The sequence below is a fragment of the Paenibacillus sp. FSL K6-1122 genome (assembly GCF_037977015.1).
GTDB classification, from domain to species: domain Bacteria; phylum Bacillota; class Bacilli; order Paenibacillales; family Paenibacillaceae; genus Paenibacillus; species Paenibacillus amylolyticus.
The window spans coordinates 2,784,925-2,802,943 of sequence record NZ_CP150272.1 but is presented as its reverse complement, the minus strand read 5'-3'; the positions used below and the strand labels follow the sequence as shown (position 1 = coordinate 2,802,943).

Sequence of the window (18,019 nt, the reverse complement as noted above, 5' to 3'; positions counted from 1 at the left end):
CCATGATTCCGTACGGTTCCTTACAATTCATCGGTGTAGCTAGCCGTAAACGTATCATAAATAATCTCTTCATTGGGAATGTTACGCAATTCAATAATAATATCAAAATCATTAAAATCATATTCGGATTCCTGTACAAAAATATCCGGATGTTCAATAACTTTAGTGCTAGGCATGGACATAATATCCTGCAACAGGTTGTAATGCCGCTCACTGGAACGAATCGTACTTACAATTCCGTCAATGATGAAGACATTGTTTGGGTTCAATTCGTCTTCGGACATTTGACTCCTTATCGTCTGACGGAGAAGTGTGGAGGAAACAAACGTCCATCGCTTCATTGCACATACGCTGCCCGCAATAATAGACTCCGTTTTGCCAACACGAGGCATTCCGCGCAAACCGATGACCTGATTGCCTTCCCTCTTAAATACTTCACCCAAAAAGTCCACAAGTAACCCAAGTTCATCTCGTGTGAAACGAAATGTCTTGCGATCATCCGAGTCACGGTCAATGTATCTGCCATGACGTACGGCCAAAATATCCACCAATTTAGGTTGCCGCAAAGCCGATACGGTGATGCTGTTTACTTTGCCAAGCATTTCACCAAGCAAACGGATTTTTTCATCATCATCCGATTCAAGCAGCATGCCTCGAGTTTTGCCTTCAACACCGTTAATGGTCAATATATTCACTTCAAGCATCCCCAGCATAGAGGCAATATCGCCTAACAAACCGGGTCTGTTCTTATGTATTTTATATTCCATGTACCATTGTTTAGATTCCATTTCAACACCCCGTAATGCATTATTCCCCATTATTCGACAGCAACAGAACATATCCACTGGACAACAATCTGAGACATCTTCTAAAAATGGGTCACGTTAATGATATATAAAATGAAAATGAATTACAAGAACAGCTCTGTAATCCGTTTGTAATCATTAGAGAAAAGCCCCCTTGCGGGAGCTCTTCATCTGTAATCTTATGCGTTTTGTTTGGCCAATTTGACCATCAGGCACGCAATCGTACGACGCTCATCAGCATCGCCGACATCCCATAACTCTTTCAATGCCCGGTTGGAATGGTTCGCCGGATCGACTTTCTCATCAAGGAAGTCGCCGATTTCATACGCAAGTTTGTTGATGGTTTCTTCACTCATCCCCATCTTCTCTGCTTGCAGTACGCGGTCACCCAGGAACTTCTTCCATGTGTCAAAACTGGAGAGCACTGTTTTTTCTGTTGACATGATAAATCCTCCTTAGATGACGCATGAGATTTAAAATCAACAGTTGTAATATGTGCTTTCGAAGCATTTTATATACGAGCATTTTGAAAATAATCCGGAAGACGACTGCTTCTCAGCAACCTTCACCTGGTTCATTCACAGCCAGTCAAGTTTTCTTGCTTTTTTACGTTAACCAACCGCCATTTGGACTGATGATCTGCCCATTGATATAACCCGATTCAGGGAGAGCCAAAAAATAAACCAATGATGAGATTTCATCAGGTTGAGCAAGTCTTCCTGCCGGAATTTCCTCTTCCAGCATCTTCAGTTCACTCTGATCCAGATGGCTCAGCATGGATGTCTGAACTGCACCAGGAGCAACGGCATTTACGGTTACTCCGGAAGGCGCGAGTTCTTTCGCAAGCGCTTTGGTGAATGCATTCACCCCACCCTTGGTTGTGGAATACAGCACCTCACAAGAAGCACCAGACAGCCCCCAGATCGACGATACATTAATGATCCGGCCGTACCTTTGGGAGATCATGTGAGGCATCATTTCCTGTGTACACATAAACGTGCCTTTGAGGTTAATCGCCATCACTTCATCCCAGATCTCCTCTGTAACATCAGCCAACATCCCATAGTGCGAGATTCCTGCATTGTTCACAAGGATATCTGGCATGAGATTGTGCGACTCCAGCTTCTCACGCATACGCTCAATCTGTTCCCGGCTGCGAAGATCCGCAGACACGGTCATGATTTTTCCGCTGCCTTGTTCCATGCACCGTCTGGCGGCTTCATTCGCTGCTTCATGCGATTTCATATAGTGTATAACAACATTCATTCCCACTCTGGCAAAGCGTTCTGCGATAGCCGCTCCGATGCCACCGCTTGCGCCAGTTACCAGTACAGTCATTTCCCCGATTGCCTTCAATTGTCCCGTTCCCCTCTCCATATCAAGGACTCACGACTAGCGATACAGCCAGATGATCCCACCGAATATGCTCTCTCAGTCTGAGATTTACATCTTCCAGTGTAATCGATTCATAGAGCGGCAGCATATTGAAAAAATCACCGCCACGGAATTGCTGACGTGTAAATTCATGCGCAATGTTCTCCGGAGAATTGAGCATACGCAAATATCCGCCTATTTTCTTTTTGCGTGCACGTTCAAAATCCGTGGAATCGAACCCTTTTTCTACAATGGCATCCACTTCTTCACGTATACGCGCGAGCAGTTGATCCGGGTCTTTTGTATCACCACCAATGGCTGAAAAAGCATATTGCGGCGAACTGTTATACTCATGTCCAAAGCTGTCCGAGATCAGATCTTCATCGTAGAGCTTCTGAAATAATCGTGTGCTTGAGCCAAACAAGAGGTCCATCATCAGCTGCGTTGTCATATCTCGCCGTAACAATTGTTCCCCGGTAAGTCCAACGTCCGTCTCCTTGAATCCAAACAGACATTTGGGCAGTGAAACAGCCAGTTTCGCTTCCCGTCTGGCTTCTCCTACCTGCTCAGGCTCCGGTTCGAAGAAACGTTGAATGCTCCCCTGTGGCTTATAATCCTTCTGCTCCTGGTTCGATCGAACCATATCAATGACTTCTTGTGGATCTACACCACCCACCACAAACAAGAGCATATTACTCGGGTGATAGAAGGTGTTATAACACTCATATAACATCTCTTTGGTAATCGTACGGATGGATTCCACCGTTCCTGCAATATCGATATGCACCGGATGTTTCTGATACATGGCTTCGATCAATCCAAAATAAACACGCCAATCCGGATTATCAGCATACATGTCAATTTCCTGTCCAATAATGCCTTTTTCCTTTTCCACATTTTGATCCGTGAAGTAAGGATTTTGCACAAAGTTGACTAATGTTTGTATATTTTCATTCACATATTCAGTCGCTGAAAACAAATAAACCGTCTGATCAAAGCTCGTAAACGCATTAGCTGAGGCACCGTGAGACGCAAATGTTGCAAAAATATCGCCTGTTGGTTCTTCAAACATTTTATGCTCCAGGAAATGAGCAATCCCATCCGGAACCTTCACTTCTTCCTGTCCTTCAACCTGAAAATGATTATCCACCGATCCATACTTGGTTGCAAACGTAGCATACGTTTTCTGGAACCCCGGTTTAGGCAAAATATAGACATGCAGTCCGTTATCCATTACTTCGTAATATAGTGTCTCCTGCAAATGCTCATACCGAATGCTCTCCACCGATTATTCCTCCTTCTCGTCCCGCAAGAAATAAATCGTATCCAGACGGAATTGTTCTGCCGCCTCACGTACATCTTCCTTGCTAATATGTTCTACCTGAGCCAACAGTTCTTCAGCCGTTCTTTCTTTGCCAGACAACTGTCGATTGAAGTCATAAGCGATCATCTCAAAAGCAGAATCCTGCATTTCCTTAAGCAGGTTACGGATCATTGCTTTGGTCTGAGACATTTCCAGATCACTGATTGTACCGCTTTTCATTTCTTCCAGCTGCTGCTTGATAATGGTGACAGCCTTCTCATAATTAGGGATTTCAATCCCGGATTGAATCGTTGCAATGCCCTTATGTCCGTCATATCGCGATGACGCGTAATACGCCAGGCTTTCTTTTTCACGAACATTGACAAACAGTTTGGAATGAGGATAACCACCGAGAATCCCGTTGTACATTAGTGCTGCGGCATACTGAGGATCTCCATAAGTGATAGATGTACGGAGTCCCATATTGAGTTTTCCCTGACTCACATTCAGTCGCTCAACAACGGTCTCCACTTCCTTATTTCCTCGAACCGCTGCCTGTGTCTGGTAATCAGAGGAGGACGTTCGATCTACATTGAAATGACGCTGAACAAGGTTCTCGACCTCCTCCAGTGTCGTATCCCCTACCACGTACAGATCCATACTCGCCTGCTGCAGCCACTCCTGATAAGACGCAGTCAGTGTGTCGGGCTCAATCCCAGGCAGATCCTTTCGCTCACCCAATGGATGAAGACGGTATGGCTCGTTCTTGCACATTTCCTCGATACTGCGTTCAGCCGCATAGCGCATTTTATCATTCACGATGGACTCCAGCTTTTTCCGAACAGTCTCTCGCTCTGCTTGTACATAAGACGTCCTGAAATGTCCATTCTCCTGTGCAGGTCGTGTAAGAACCTCTCCAAGGAAGGCAAATGAACGATCCAGCAACTGCTCATCCCCTCCAACAAAGGAATCATTAATGGTATCCATTCGGAACTGTACAATCTGGTAATCCCCGCGTTTATAGACGTCAAAACCAAAACCTGCTCCATACAGATGCTCCAGTTGCTCACGAAATTGCGTTGTTTCCGGATAGGACTCCGTGCCGCGTCGCAGAACAAAAGGTGTCAGCGCTACTTTGGTTACTGTATCTTCCCGTAAGGGAACTCCTGCATATAACGATATAGCAAACGTTTTAAAACGTTTAGTCGGAAGCACATGTATACGAAACTCTCTCTTGCTACCTCGTTCGAATCCTGATGTATTCAAATGTCAAAACCCCTTTACGGCGTCATTTATCATGCAATCATATTAAGCTAAACGTAACAACCATTTTAACCCATTCAAAAGGCAAGAAGCAACCGAAGTCACGCCTTCTGGTTGCTTCCAACATCATCACATACAAAAGATATGCTGTCCGATTGTTTTCACTTGTGGGCGGGTCCAGATCCATTTGGATGTTGCTGTCTTCGGGTTAAAATAATAGAGACATCCACCGGACGGATCCCATCCATTCAGGGCCTGCTCAACTGCCTTTTTGGCTTGTGCGTTTGGTTCCAAATAGATCTGTCCGTCTGCTACAGCCGTAAATGCACCTGGCTGAAAGATCACGCCTGAAGGCGTATTTGGAAAGCTTGGTGATTTCACGCGATTCATAATTACTGCCGCTACTGCGACTTGACCTTCAAACGGTTCACCCCGGGCTTCACCATATACAGCGTTAGCCATAATCTTGAGTTCATTCTCTGAGAGACCAAGAGCATTGGCAGATCCCATATTGTCTTGCTCTTTATCTGCCGTATTGTTGCTACCTCCACCTCCACCTGAGGATTCCTTGTGTAGCGGCGGCTCTGTTGGCGACCATTTGGTTGACGCATTGTACAGCTTGAGCTTGGTCTCAGCTCCAACCACACCATCTGCCTTCATGCCAAACTCGGATTGAAACCATTTGACGGATTTCAGTGTGCTGCTGCCAAAATTACTGTCGATTTTACCATTGTAAAATCCCAGGTACTTCAGACGCCCCTGAAGCTCATATACATCCTGACCGTAACTTCCATATTTCACAGCGTTGCTGCTGAAAGTAGGCAAGGCTTTCTCTTCAACTTGTGATGTGCTTTGATTCGAACTTTCGGTTGCTGCATTCTCAGGAAGCAAATAACGGATTCCCAATGCGGACATCAGCAAAATAGCAGTGAAAAGCCATATGTTCATTTTTCGCATCGACTGTGCTCTACCTTTCTCTTGTGGGATTAACAGAATCGCTAAGGTTATTATGACAAGCCTGCTTGCTTCCTATGCACCAAATCATCCGATCATTGGACATCATGGTAAAACTTCAGTCAAATTGTATGAAAAAAGCCCCCAACCATTAAGGTTGAGGGCTCGAATCGCCTGAATATTCATGTGCATTACAAGCTACGAGCTTATTTTGTTTTGTTGGTACTCTTCAAGCGAGACCAACACTTCCCGTGGTTTGCTACCCTCGTAAGGACCAATCACGCCCCGGGATTCCATGGAGTCAATCAAACGTGCGGCACGGGTGTATCCTACTCGCATTCGACGTTGTAGCAGAGAAACAGACGCTTGCTTGGCCTCCAGAATAATCTGCACTGCCTTTTCGTATAACTCGTCCTGTACTTCATCTTCAGCCTGGATAGAGTCGTCCACCTCAGGTACAAGGGACTCATCATACTGTGCTTCACCTTGACCACGTACATAATTCACAATATTTTCCACTTCTTCATCACTCATAAAAGCACCTTGTACACGAACCGGTTTCGATGCGCCCATTGGCATGAATAACATGTCTCCGCGACCCAACAGTTTCTCGGCCCCACCCATATCCAGAATGGTTCGAGAATCCACCTGTGAGGATACACCGAAGGCGATACGAGAAGGTATGTTGGCTTTGATTACGCCAGTAATAACATCCACAGAAGGCCGCTGTGTAGCAATAATCAGATGGATACCGGCTGCACGAGCCATCTGGGCAAGCCGCGCAATCGCATCTTCAACATCTCCGGCTGCAACCATCATGAGATCTGCAAGCTCATCCACAATGACAACAATATAAGGCAGAACAGCCGCAGGATTATCTTTCATCAGATTATTGTAACCTTCAACGTTACGAGTGCCTGATTTGGAGAACAGTTCATATCGTTTCTCCATCTCAACCACAATCTTTTTGAGAGCAAGTGACGCTCTCTTAGGATCAGTTACTACCGGTGCCAGCAAATGGGGAATCCCATTATATACGTTCAACTCAACCATCTTGGGATCGACCATCAGGAACTTCACTTCATCCGGCTTGGCTTTGTACAATATGCTGGTAATAATTCCGTTAATACACACCGACTTACCGGAACCTGTAGCACCCGCAACCAACAAATGGGGCATACGAGCCAAGTTACCAATAATCGTCTGTCCCGAGATATCTCGGCCAAATGCAATGGTCACTTTGGATTCTGCATCCTGGAACGTTGCTGTCTCCATTACTTCACGCATCGTTACAACCGATACTTCACCATTAGGTACTTCGATACCAATAGCAGACTTTCCGGGAATCGGTGCTTCCATCCGAATATCTTTTGCCGCCAGAGCCAACGCGATATCATCAGTTAGGCTGACAATTCTGCTGACCTTGACGCCAATGTCAGGTTGAATTTCATATCTTGTAACGGCAGGACCCCGAACCACTTCAAGTACTTTGGCACGAACACCGAAGCTTTCCAGTGTGGCTTCCAACTTACGTGCTGTTTGCATATAATCCTTCTGGTCACCCGCCTTGCCCCCATTGTTTGGCTTGGCAAGTAGACGGAATGATGGCAGCTTGTACGGCTTAGGAGGTGGCGGTGGTGGTTTCACCGGTGGTGTGTCCTGCCCTTCAGGAGTTGGAGTATCTGTTCCCTGCATTGCATCATTAGGTACTTCTTCTCCACTCTGAATCTCATCCACAGCATTCATCCCGTTTGTACCCGCATCGGATGCGGACCACTCCGTCTCTACCAGTTCATCCGTTATTTTAATGGCATGCTCGCCCTGTTGTACTACGTTTGGATCGGCCAGATTATCCGGGAAAGGATAAGCATCGTCCAGATCATCTTCAATGCTTGCCTCTTCTGTTCTGACGTGCTCGAAAAAGTCTCGAATGATCGGCGCTGAATTAGGTTTAGCCTGAACAGGAACACGTGATGAAGCTGATTTGTTAGTTACGTCTTCGGTTGCATCCAGCCACGCCTCTAGATTGTGATCTTGTTCGGCGCGGTACACAATCTGTTCTGTTTCTGCCGAATCGACCTCATCCATTTCACGTCCTGATGTCGCCTGTTCCCGTTTAGCTCCCCATTTTCCGAAAAGTTGGAAGAATATGGGCGAGTTTCGTTTTGGCAGATGCTGTTCCTCTAATTCATCCTCATACTCGTCTTCGTCATCTTCAACAGGAACAGGTACCACTTTACGGGCGTTACCTTTCTTTCTGGCATCAGAAGTTGAAGCAGAACGTGCAGAGGGTCTCGACTCCAGCTTTTTGTACATCGAACTCCCGGCATCCCAAATCTTTGTTCGGAATATTCGTATCAAATCCACATAAGATAGACTCGTAATCAGCATAAAACTGATGATAAACATGACAATCATGATGAGTCTCGCCCCAAGACTGCCGAACAGCCACAGGAAAAGAGCAAATTGCCCAGCTCCGAGATAACCACCGCTGATGTCCTTGTTAAGCATGGAGTCCCTCTCACCTGGCACAGCAGGGGTTAGCAACTCGGTTTGCATATCATTATGTACCTGCGTAATCACAGCACCAGGCTCAAGCGCACCAACCGGAATGAGCTTCTGGTGCATTGCAGAGACAGTACTCATCAAGGTTAAGGCAAAGACCAGCAAAACAAGTCCTGTCTTGCGTGTGGTCCAACCACTCGGCCATTTCCGGTGAATCATCACCATGAGACCATAATAAATACCAACAAGTGGAATCGCAAAATAAAACTTACCAAGCATCAGTCCGAACATCTTGGAAAGCGAACGTCCAACGGTGGCTTCACCCGATAATGCTATGACAGCAAGGGTAATAAGCACAATCCCGTAAATTTCATATTTTAAAACGCCGCTAAAACCAGCGCCCTTTTTTTTCCTCTTTTTTCTTCTGGCCAAAATCAGGTCACCCCCAGAAGAATATTATACCATACAAATATAATCCGTACATATGTTCTTTTTCTGCTCAATTTGTCTGAATTCGTCGCGTTATGCTGATCCCAAGTTACCCGAAAGCGGAATGGTCGAACCAGGCATATTAGCAGGATTGAGATAGGCTTCAAGTGGACAATCCAGCAAACGTACGATAACGGCTTCATTGTCATTAACAGGTCTCACCTGCATCAATAAACCATTCATCTTGATCTCCTTTGTATCTTCGCCTTCTTTCCACATTCCCGACCAGAGTTGTTCCGGGGGCATCACTGTATATAATGTCATTGGGTATAACCTCCCGCTTGCAGAGTCTGTCTCTTGTCTCCTATGAGCTGATTTAACTGAGCAATAGCCTGTCCAATCCCGCCCACTGCATCCATTAATCCATGTTTCACTGCATCTGCGCTTCCTACAGCTGTACCAATATCCCGATTCAACTCACCAGTCTTAAACATCAGTTCTTTGAACATCTCTTCAGAGATATTCGAATGAGAAGTCACGAACCGAACAACTCGTTCCTGCATTTTCTCCATATACTCAAACGTTTGAGGTACACCAATGACAAGGCCGTTCATCCGAATTGGATGGATCGTCATCGTTGCACTTCCGGCAATCAGGGAATATGTTGAAGCTACAGCAATCGGTACTCCAATGCTATGCCCGCCTCCAATGACCACAGTCACCGTAGGTTTGCTCAGAGAAGCAATCATCTCTGCAATGGCCAGACCCGCCTCTACATCTCCACCTACCGTGTTCAAAATGATCAGTATACCTTCAATACGCTGATTCTGTTCTGCGGCCACCAGCTGTGGAATGATATGTTCATACTTTGTTGTTTTGTTTTGTGGCGGCAAAATCAAATGCCCTTCGACCTGTCCAATAATGGTCATACAGAAGATGTTCGATTCACCTGCTGGCGACTGTGTCTGCCCAAATTGCTGAATAGTCTCTGTCACGGGAGAGATGGCCTTTTCCTCCTGAATCGGAATTTCCGGCGCTTCAACTTCCGGTTGATTGGATCTTGATGCCTGCTTGTCATTCATACGTTCATTCATTTCAATAATCCCCTTCTCCAGAAACATTTAATGTATTTCCTTAGTATGGGGATTTTCCCAACCGCCTTATACCCGCTGCATCAAATTGCTTCACATATTGAAGCTATTGCAGATCTTCCTGAAAACGCAAAAAAAGCCCCTTCTCTACGAGGAACCGTCCAATATTACTCGTAGAGAAGGGGCGACTGTGTGCCTGAATATATGTTTTTGTTTAGCTTATTTTAAACTTCCATAATGATTGGCAAAATCATCGGTCTACGACGAGTTTGCTCATACAGGAAGCGTCCCAGTGCATCTTTAACATTTGTTTTGAGTGAAGCCCACTCGTTAACGTTCTCACTCATCAACTTCTGCAATGTGCTGCTAACGATCCGGTTGGCCTCATCCAATAGTCCTTCCGATTCACGAACATACACAAATCCGCGAGAGATGATGTCAGGACCGGAAACAATTTTTCCATCCTGTTTGCTCAGTGTTACCACAACAACAAGGATACCATCTTGTGACAACAATTTGCGGTCACGAAGTACAATGTTACCCACATCGCCTACACCCAAGCCATCGATCAACACATTACCTGCAGTAACTTTACCTGCTCTACGTGCTGCTCCACCTTGAATTTCAATCACTTCACCGATATCCGTGATGAAAATGTTCTCAGGTTCTACCCCTACAGATTCAGCAAGAACCGCGTGGCGACGCTGCATACGGAATTCACCGTGAATCGGCAAGAAGAATTTCGGTTTCATCAGGTTGAGCATCAGTTTCAGCTCTTCCTGGCTACCGTGACCAGATACGTGGACGCCACTGTTAGCACCGCTGTAATGCACGTTAGCACCCAGACGGAACAGTTCATCAATTGTACGGCCTACATATTTTTCATTACCTGGAACCGGTGTTGCTGCGATAATGACGGTGTCACCTGGCAGGATGTCCACTTTACGGTGTGTGGAACGAGCCATACGTGTCAGTGCTGACATTGGCTCTCCTTGACTTCCTGTGCAGAGAATCACGACACGATCAGCTGCCATCTTGCCTACTTCTTCAGGTTCAATGATCATGCCATCCGGAATCTCAAGATAACCCAGTTCTGAAGCAATACCAACCACGTTCACCATGCTGCGTCCGATAACTGCAACTTTACGTCCAGTCACTTCTGCTGCATTGATCACCTGTTGGATACGGTGTACGTTGGAAGCAAATGTCGCTACAACAACACGTTGACTTGCTTTACGGAAGATATCTTCCAGAACGATACCCACATTTTTCTCCGATGGTGTGAATCCAGGTTTCTCAGCGTTCGTACTGTCGGACAACAGCGCTAACACGCCATTTGTTCCGATCTGTGCCATACGCTGAAGATCTGCATATTGACCATTGACTGGAGTATGGTCGAATTTGAAGTCACCTGTGTGAACAACTGCACCTTCCGGTGTTTCGACACATACACCAACAGAATCCGGAATACTATGGTTAGTAGCGAAGAAAGATGCTTTCAGAACAGATCCAAGTTGGATCTCGGAATCAGCATCAATCAGAATACGTTTTGTATCACCCAGCAAATTCGCTTCTTTCAACTTGTTTTCTACAAGTCCAAGCGTAAGTCTTGTTCCGTATACAGGAACATTCAGATGTTTGAGAACATATGGCAGACCACCAATGTGATCCTCATGTCCGTGAGTAAGAATGATTCCTCTTACTTTGTCACGGTTCTCAGTCAGGTAAGAAATGTCAGGGATGACAATATCAATACCAAGCATATCTTCTTCCGGGAATTTAAGACCAGCATCTACGACTACAATGTCGTTGGCGTATTGGATGACGTACATATTTTTACCAATCTCGCCTACGCCGCCCAAAGCAAAAATCATCAGTTTATCGTTATTATTTTTCTTAGACAAATGAATCTAAACCTCCTATGGTAGTTGGACGTCGTACCTTATTATTTATTGTAAGTTAAGAAAAGTAGTCCATACATCACATACCCACCTATCAGGATGAATGCAAAAGAACACCTTTATTCACGATATTTGGAAGAAGTTCTTCGAAGTTATTCCCTTTGACCAACAAGTTGGAGTTGAAATTCCCTCTTAGCCGTTCCTTCCTTTTTCACCGCAAAGCTACACCACGAAGCGATGTCGCTTTCAATTTCAAAAAAATACCGCACCCAGTCACTTGACATCATTATACATGATTAAAAACAAAAAAAACAAGTCACTCTCTCGTTAACCTGTAGGTTTCCCCTTAGCAGTGGAAAAGAAACCTCACATTACTCGTAAAAAAAAGAACCGCAGCCTCTAGGAAGAGGAGCGGTTCTTTTGCTGATCTGAAGGATATTCCCATGATTAATAAAATAGTCCATATACAACCAAAATGATTACAAATTAAGCAAACCTTTGATATAAACCTGTTCCTCTTCCGTTGGGGGAATAAGGGGCAACCGTACGGAACCAACGTCTAGACCACGCAATGTCAGCGCATATTTCACCGCTACGGGGTTTGGTAGAGGCTGTGGACACTCAAACAGGCCTTTGAACACCGGGAACAACTGCTGATGAATCTGAGCAGCCTGAAGAGGTGCTCCGCCATAGAAGGCGTCAATCATTTTCTTCATTTCTGCCCCTACGACATGACTGGCCACACTGACAATTCCATGTGCTCCAACCGCAATCGCTGGTAAGCCTGAAGCATCATCACCGGAATAAACTCTAAAATTTTCTGGAGCACTTGCTGCAATCAGCGTAACCTGCTCCATAGACGCACATTCCTTTGTAGCGACGATGTTAGGAATCTGTGCAAGACGAAGCGTTGTCTCTGCTGACAGGCTGGTTACTGTACGCCCAGGCACGTTGTAGAGCATAATTGGCAGCTTGGTAGAGCCTGCAATCGCTTCAAAATGTTTGAACAAACCTTCTTGGCTAGGTTTATTGTAATAGGGAACAACCAACAAAATGCCATCCACTCCGGCACGTTCAGCTTCCTGTGTCAAATGGATGGAATGTGCCGTGTTATTGCTTCCCGTTCCGGCTATAATTTTGCACCGACCGGCCGCATGTTTCACTGCAAATTCGAATAATTGAACTTTCTCAGTATCACTAAGTGTTGGAGACTCCCCTGTTGTTCCAGAAACCACAAGCGTCTCCGACTTTTGATCTATAATCAGATAGTCGATTAGACGTGCCGTTTCCTCCCAATGAATCTCTCCTTGTTCATTGAACGGAGTGACCATTGCTGTAATCAATCTTCCAAAGTCCAATTCGATTCCTCCTTCAAAACAGGTTTGGCTCCTCTAACTTCAGTTATTTACAAATGAAGTTCGAATGAGGCGTGAAGTGCCCTCAGGGCCTGAACCATATCTTCTTTTTTTACGAGCACCCAGATCGTTGTATTCGAATCTGCCGATTGCAGGATCTGAATGTCTGCCAGTGTCAAGGACTCCACGATTCGAGCCATGATTCCAGGTACACCATTAATGCCTCCACCAATGACGGACACTTTGGCACAACCGGACAGGCTTTGTGGCTTGAGACCTATCTCCTGCAATACCTGTATGGCTTTCTCGGAATCACTGTCAAAAACCGTATAGACAACTCCCGAGGGGGTAACATTAATAAAATCAACGCTGATTGAATTCTCAGCCATGGTTTTGAACACTTTTAGTTGCAATCGATCTGCACCACCAGGCACATCCACCGTAATTTGCGTTACATTGCTCACGTAGGCGATGCCTGTTACATAACGGTCAACAATGCCTGTCTGCACATCCTGGAATCCTTCCGGATGCGTAACCAGCGTTCCTTCCGTGTCTGCAAAAGTAGATCTTACCCGCACTGGAATCTGGGATTGCATCGCAATCTCAACCGCACGTGGATGGATTACCTTGGCCCCGTGGTGGGCCATGTTACAGATCTCTGCATAACTCACAACAGTCAGTGGACGTGCATCCTCAACAATTCGCGGATCAGCGGTGAGTATCCCGTTCACATCTGTGTAGATATCCACCATTTCAGCACGTAATGCTGCACCGAGAGCTGTAGCAGACGTATCGCTTCCCCCACGACCCAATGTCGTGAAGTCTCCGTTCTCTGTCTGCCCCTGGAATCCGGTTACAACAACGACACGGCCAAGCTGAAGCTGCTCCAACACACGAACAGGACGGACATCCAATATCCGGGCATTCCCGAAATTGTCGTCCGTCACAAAACCTGCTTGTGCACCGGTCAGCACTGTAGTTGGAATGCCTTCATGTTCGAGTAAACTGCTCAACGTTGTCGCCGATATGATTTCACCACAGCACAGCAGTAAATCCTTTTCGCGTGCGGATAGTGCGTTTCCGTTCTGTGCAGCCCAGTCCAGCAACGTATCGGTCGCATATGGCTCGCCGCGGCGCCCCATCGCAGACACAACGATGACCAGACTCAATCCTGCTTCAAGTTCACGTTTAACATGACGGAGCACATGCTCTCTCGCCTGAACAGTGGAGAGAGACGTGCCTCCGAATTTCTGTACCATGATACGCATCTTTATTCCTCCATTTGTGTACGCAAGAAGACTGGACACGGGTCAAATCAACAAATGGATCACTCTAGGGAGCGTTCTGATGCGATAATTTCAGCATTTTATACGGCATTCCATGCCGCTCCTTATTTTCTGTAATTGTCTGGGACAATTGCAAATCAAAGGTCGCGGTTGTTATCGAGGTCATGACGCATACATTCACAATAGACCTCTCCCGCTTGCTTAACCTGTACTGCCCGCAAGCAGGAATGCCTTATAGACAGGAACGTGGACATAGCAGCTGTTCAATCCAGCATATTGTCCCCCATGATTTTCTTTGTCTCTCGAACCCTTCTTCATTTCTCCAAGCGTATAAACGTTGTCACCGAATCATTGTTCCATCAAGCCTGTGAAGAACGCTCCACAATCATCGGCTGCAACTGTTTGCCCTCAAGAGCACTCCAGCAAGCCTCTGGAATCAATTCCATTTTGGCGACTAACGAGTTTGGTTTTTTCACTGGATCGTCTTGCCCAAATGGCACAAAATACAAGTATTTAGCCACAAGCAATTTGGCGATATTCGCAGCATTCAAGCCCAGACCGTCATTCGTGGAAATCGCGAGCACAAGAGGACGCTGATTGCGCATCTGCGCTTTGGCTGCCATTAGCACTGGACTGTCGGTCATCGCATTAGCCAGCTTGCTTGTTGTATTCCCTGTGCATGGAGCAATAACCAGCACATCAAGCAGCTTGGAAGGCCCTAATGGCTCCGCTTCAACAATTGTAGAAATGATATCATTACCTGTTATATCTTTCAACTGTTTTTGCCAATTTTGCGCCGTACCAAAGCGTGTATCCGTCGTCAGAACCGAATTCGAAATAATCGGAATGACGTTGGCACCTTCAGCTACGAAGCGGCTAATTACCGGCATAACCTCTTCAAACGTACAATGAGAACCCGTAATTGCATAACCTACCGTTTTTCCCTGCCAGTTCATGATTTAACCTCCCGTGCGTTCTGTTCTTCCAAAAGCAAACGGATCAACGCGTCGGCAATAATGCCGCCAGCCGTTTTGGGAGCAACAATGCCGGGGAGGCCAGGCGCAAGTAGCGCTTTGATACCGCGTTTGTCGGCATACCTGAAATCACAGCCGCCAGGAGCGGATGCGAGGTCGATAATGACAGCCTTTTGCGGCATTCTGGACAGGATTTGTGCTGTGATTATCATAGTCGGTATCGTATTAAAAAGCAAGTCAACTTCCCCGGTCTGAGCGGCCAAATCCGTTGTCATGAAAGGCTTCCAGCCCATGATTGTAGCGCGGGCAGCATCCTCTTCCCGCCTGATTCCCACCCGTACATTTGCTCCAAGTCCCTGCAGTGTTTTGGCCATTGTGAATCCTGTTCGACCAATGCCAAGCACAATGCATTCCGAACCATGGATTGTGAAGTCCGTCTCCCGAATAGCTATGGCGATGGCTCCCTCAGCTGTTGGAATAGAGTTATAAAGTGCAATATCATCACGATCAAGTACTTCAACAAGTCGCAGCCCATTTTCAAGACAAAGTTCGCGCAAGAACGGCTTTGCCATACCCGTGAACACAATACAATGCTCTGGTAATGCTGCAATATGTTCCTTTTTCAAATAGATCGGTGTGTCACTAAATGAAGTACTTACTTTTCCCTGCTCATCGCAACCGACAACAGGCAGTACGAGTACATCTGCGGAAGCAAACACTTCATCCTCCAGTTCCTGGTGCTCTATCCCTGGAATGGAACGTTCTATTTTATCGAAACCCACCACACTTACCGTTGCATCCAGCTCAGCGCACTTTTGAATGACTTCAAGCTGCCGCGCATCTCCGCCCAGGACTACAATCCGGACTCCGGTCAGCATCGGGACGTCACTCCTTTCACCACATGTATGCCTTATCGTATGCAGGGGCCCACAGGGGGGTGAAAACAATAATTGCATTCCACCGTCCGTTTCTCAAATGTAAAAAAGAGCCGCCCCTGTCAGGGACGACTCTAAAGAATAGGTATATCTACGCTGCTTATTTCCCGGTATGACCGAATCCGCCTTCACCACGTACCGTTTCCGAAAGTTCATTCACTTCCGTCAATTCAACCGCAGGCACGGTCTGGAAGACGATCTGTGCAATGCGCTCTCCCCGTACAATCGTGAACGGTTCCTGACCCAGATTAATCAACAGCACTTTAACTTCTCCGCGATAATCCGCATCAATGGTCCCCGGTGTGTTGAGGCAAGTAATACCATGTTTGAAAGCCAGTCCGCTCCGAGGACGGATCTGTGCTTCCAATCCAGCTGGCATTGCCATCGCAAGTCCAGTAGGAATCAGTATACGCTGACCCGGTTGCAGGACAACGTCCTCCTGAAGTGCAGCTACTACATCAAAACCGGATGCCAGGTCCGACATTTTTTGAGGCAGTTTAATATCTTCATTGCCCGGCAGTTTCTGTATTTGAACGTAATGCAACAAAATCATCCCTTCTCAATCCAGCGATCGTCTTATCTGAAGCGCCAACCATAGCAAGTGCAAAAGGTTCAGCAAACATCAGATCAAGTACCGCGTTAATATCGTCCATGGTAACTTGCTCAATTTTGGTGATCATCTCATCCAGCGTATGGTGTCTGCCCAGCATGAGCTCGTTTTTACCCAGACGATTCATGCGACTGCCTGTGCTTTCCAGGCTCAGAATCAAGCTACCTTTCAGCTGTTCTTTTCCTTTACGAAGTTCATCTTCGGACAAGCCGTTTACAGCCAGGTCGCCCAGAACTTCTTTGGTCAGATCGAGCACTTCTTTGGTCTGTTTCGGTGCTGTACCCGCGTATATCGTGAAAAGTCCGCTGTCCGCATGAGAGCTATGATAGGAATACACGGAGTACGCAAGACCCCGTTTCTCACGAATTTCCTGGAACAGTCTCGAGCTCATGCCTCCACCAATGGCGTTATTCAGAACAACCATAGCGAATTGCAGCGGATCTCCGATTTTACAGCCCGGGAACGAAATACAGATATGATTCTGTTCCGTTTTCTTTTTGTGAAAGAGCTGTCCGCTTTGGAAAGCTGGCATCGTGACTGCTTCCGTTACTCCATTTACATCAAAAGCGCCAAAATGCTTCTCCATCAGATCGATTACACTGTCATCAATATTACCCGCGATACTAATGACCGTGTTCTCAATCGTGTAATGCTCCTTCATATATGCACGCAGATGACTGGAATCCATCGCTTTGAGACGTTCTTCCGTACCCAGGATTGGGTATGCGAGTGGATGCTCACCATAAGCGGCCAAGGCCATCAGATCATGAACCATATCATCAGGCGTATCTTCATACATCGAGATTTCTTCCAGAATGACGTTTTTCTCCTTGATCAATTCACCATCATCCATTTTGGAGCGGAAAAACATATCAGACAATACATCAACCGCAATCGGCAAATGTTCATCCAATACTTTAGCATAATAACACGTGTATTCTTTGGAAGTGAATGCGTTCACGTTACCGCCAATCGCATCGAACTGCTCCGCAATCGCCTTGGCATCATAACGATCTGTTCCCTTGAACAACATGTGTTCAATAAAATGTGATACTCCGTTACTTGCAGGTTGCTCATTACGCGAACCTGTCTTGACCCATATTCCGAAAGACACAGAACGGCAGGTCGGTATCTGTTCCATGACAACTCTGAGGCCATTGCCCAGCTGAATTTTTTTCATGGTTGGCCCTCCTACATCTCTATAATTGCCTTGATCTCAACCTTGAAATTGAA

Annotated in this window: 16 protein-coding genes; all 16 read right to left on the bottom strand. The window is 46.2% G+C overall.

Translation table 11 applies throughout. From position 1 onward, the window contains the following. Positions 1 to 20: 20 nt before the first annotated feature. Positions 21 to 788, bottom strand: a complete 768-nt coding sequence (locus NSQ20_RS12970; protein ID WP_036609270.1) for a DUF3388 domain-containing protein — start codon at positions 786 to 788, stop codon at positions 21 to 23. Positions 789 to 985: 197 nt separating this feature from the next. Next, on the bottom strand, positions 986 to 1,249 hold the full coding sequence (locus tag NSQ20_RS12965; protein WP_017689119.1) for a DUF3243 domain-containing protein: 264 nt from the start codon (positions 1,247 to 1,249) through the stop codon (positions 986 to 988). Positions 1,250 to 1,412: 163 nt separating this feature from the next. Then, on the bottom strand, positions 1,413 to 2,183 hold the full coding sequence (gene fabG, locus NSQ20_RS12960) for a 3-oxoacyl-ACP reductase FabG (RefSeq protein WP_036670413.1): 771 nt from the start codon (positions 2,181 to 2,183) through the stop codon (positions 1,413 to 1,415). A 1-nt stretch (position 2,184) separates the two neighbouring features. After that, positions 2,185 to 3,465, bottom strand: a complete 1,281-nt coding sequence (locus tag NSQ20_RS12955) for a pitrilysin family protein (protein ID WP_076318533.1) — start codon at positions 3,463 to 3,465, stop codon at positions 2,185 to 2,187. A gap of 3 nt (positions 3,466 to 3,468) precedes the next feature. Then, the gene (locus NSQ20_RS12950; RefSeq protein WP_076326811.1) at positions 3,469 to 4,749 is read right to left on the bottom strand and encodes a pitrilysin family protein; all 1,281 of its coding nucleotides are present in this window, start codon (positions 4,747 to 4,749) and stop codon (positions 3,469 to 3,471) included. A 126-nt stretch (positions 4,750 to 4,875) separates the two neighbouring features. Further along, entirely contained in the window at positions 4,876 to 5,703 is an 828-nt protein-coding gene (gene sleB / locus NSQ20_RS12945) for a spore cortex-lytic enzyme (protein ID WP_076318532.1), read from the bottom strand. Positions 5,704 to 5,898: 195 nt separating this feature from the next. Then, on the bottom strand, positions 5,899 to 8,637 hold the full coding sequence (locus NSQ20_RS12940; protein ID WP_036670405.1) for a DNA translocase FtsK: 2,739 nt from the start codon (positions 8,635 to 8,637) through the stop codon (positions 5,899 to 5,901). A 90-nt stretch (positions 8,638 to 8,727) separates the two neighbouring features. Next, positions 8,728 to 8,958 carry a YlzJ-like family protein gene (locus tag NSQ20_RS12935; protein ID WP_036670404.1) on the bottom strand — a complete coding sequence of 77 codons (231 nt, stop codon included), beginning with the start codon at positions 8,956 to 8,958 and terminating at the stop codon, positions 8,728 to 8,730. Then, the gene (locus NSQ20_RS12930; RefSeq protein WP_235193785.1) at positions 8,955 to 9,728 is read right to left on the bottom strand and encodes an ATP-dependent Clp protease proteolytic subunit; all 774 of its coding nucleotides are present in this window, start codon (positions 9,726 to 9,728) and stop codon (positions 8,955 to 8,957) included. The genes NSQ20_RS12935 and NSQ20_RS12930 overlap by 4 nt, the downstream gene beginning before the upstream one ends. A gap of 221 nt (positions 9,729 to 9,949) precedes the next feature. Then, positions 9,950 to 11,629, bottom strand: coding sequence for a ribonuclease J (locus NSQ20_RS12925; protein WP_036609284.1), 1,680 nt, complete (start codon positions 11,627 to 11,629; stop codon positions 9,950 to 9,952). Between the two features lie 476 nt (positions 11,630 to 12,105). Next, positions 12,106 to 12,984, bottom strand: a complete 879-nt coding sequence (gene dapA / locus NSQ20_RS12920; RefSeq protein WP_076326814.1) for a 4-hydroxy-tetrahydrodipicolinate synthase — start codon at positions 12,982 to 12,984, stop codon at positions 12,106 to 12,108. Between the two features lie 47 nt (positions 12,985 to 13,031). Then, on the bottom strand, positions 13,032 to 14,249 hold the full coding sequence (dapG, locus tag NSQ20_RS12915) for an aspartate kinase (protein WP_017689129.1): 1,218 nt from the start codon (positions 14,247 to 14,249) through the stop codon (positions 13,032 to 13,034). 377 nt (positions 14,250 to 14,626) lie between these two features. Further along, positions 14,627 to 15,223: a dipicolinate synthase subunit B gene (locus NSQ20_RS12910; protein WP_062833836.1), complete on the bottom strand. Its 597-nt coding sequence runs from the start codon at positions 15,221 to 15,223 to the stop codon at positions 14,627 to 14,629. Further along, entirely contained in the window at positions 15,220 to 16,119 is a 900-nt protein-coding gene (gene dpsA, locus NSQ20_RS12905; RefSeq protein ID WP_017689131.1) for a dipicolinate synthase subunit DpsA, read from the bottom strand. Before dpsA ends, NSQ20_RS12910 begins: the two co-directional genes overlap by 4 nt. 157 nt (positions 16,120 to 16,276) lie before the next feature. Next, a complete protein-coding gene (dut, locus tag NSQ20_RS12900; protein WP_179086415.1) occupies positions 16,277 to 16,723 on the bottom strand; it encodes a dUTP diphosphatase in 447 nt (148 codons plus the stop codon). Beyond that, positions 16,683 to 17,966 carry a pitrilysin family protein gene (locus NSQ20_RS12895; protein WP_076326816.1) on the bottom strand — a complete coding sequence of 428 codons (1,284 nt, stop codon included), beginning with the start codon at positions 17,964 to 17,966 and terminating at the stop codon, positions 16,683 to 16,685. Before NSQ20_RS12895 ends, dut begins: the two co-directional genes overlap by 41 nt. Between the last annotated feature and the right edge of the window lie 53 nt (positions 17,967 to 18,019).

Bases quoted from the DNA above. Each gene is read 5' to 3' on its own strand.
- sleB (WP_076318532.1), bottom strand. From the start codon at position 5,703: ATGCGAAAAATGAACATATGGCTTTTCACTGCTATTTTGCTGATGTCC.
- NSQ20_RS12970 (WP_036609270.1), bottom strand. From the start codon at position 788: ATGGAATCTAAACAATGGTACATGGAATATAAAATACATAAGAACAGA.
- fabG (WP_036670413.1), bottom strand. From the start codon at position 2,183: ATGGAGAGGGGAACGGGACAATTGAAGGCAATCGGGGAAATGACTGTA.
- NSQ20_RS12910 (WP_062833836.1), bottom strand. From the start codon at position 15,223: ATGAACTGGCAGGGAAAAACGGTAGGTTATGCAATTACGGGTTCTCAT.
- NSQ20_RS12930 (WP_235193785.1), bottom strand. From the start codon at position 9,728: ATGAATGAACGTATGAATGACAAGCAGGCATCAAGATCCAATCAACCG.
- dapG (WP_017689129.1), bottom strand. From the start codon at position 14,249: ATGCGTATCATGGTACAGAAATTCGGAGGCACGTCTCTCTCCACTGTT.
- NSQ20_RS12935 (WP_036670404.1), bottom strand. From the start codon at position 8,958: ATGACATTATATACAGTGATGCCCCCGGAACAACTCTGGTCGGGAATG.
- dpsA (WP_017689131.1), bottom strand. From the start codon at position 16,119: ATGCTGACCGGAGTCCGGATTGTAGTCCTGGGCGGAGATGCGCGGCAG.
- NSQ20_RS12895 (WP_076326816.1), bottom strand. From the start codon at position 17,966: ATGAAAAAAATTCAGCTGGGCAATGGCCTCAGAGTTGTCATGGAACAG.
- NSQ20_RS12965 (WP_017689119.1), bottom strand. From the start codon at position 1,249: ATGTCAACAGAAAAAACAGTGCTCTCCAGTTTTGACACATGGAAGAAG.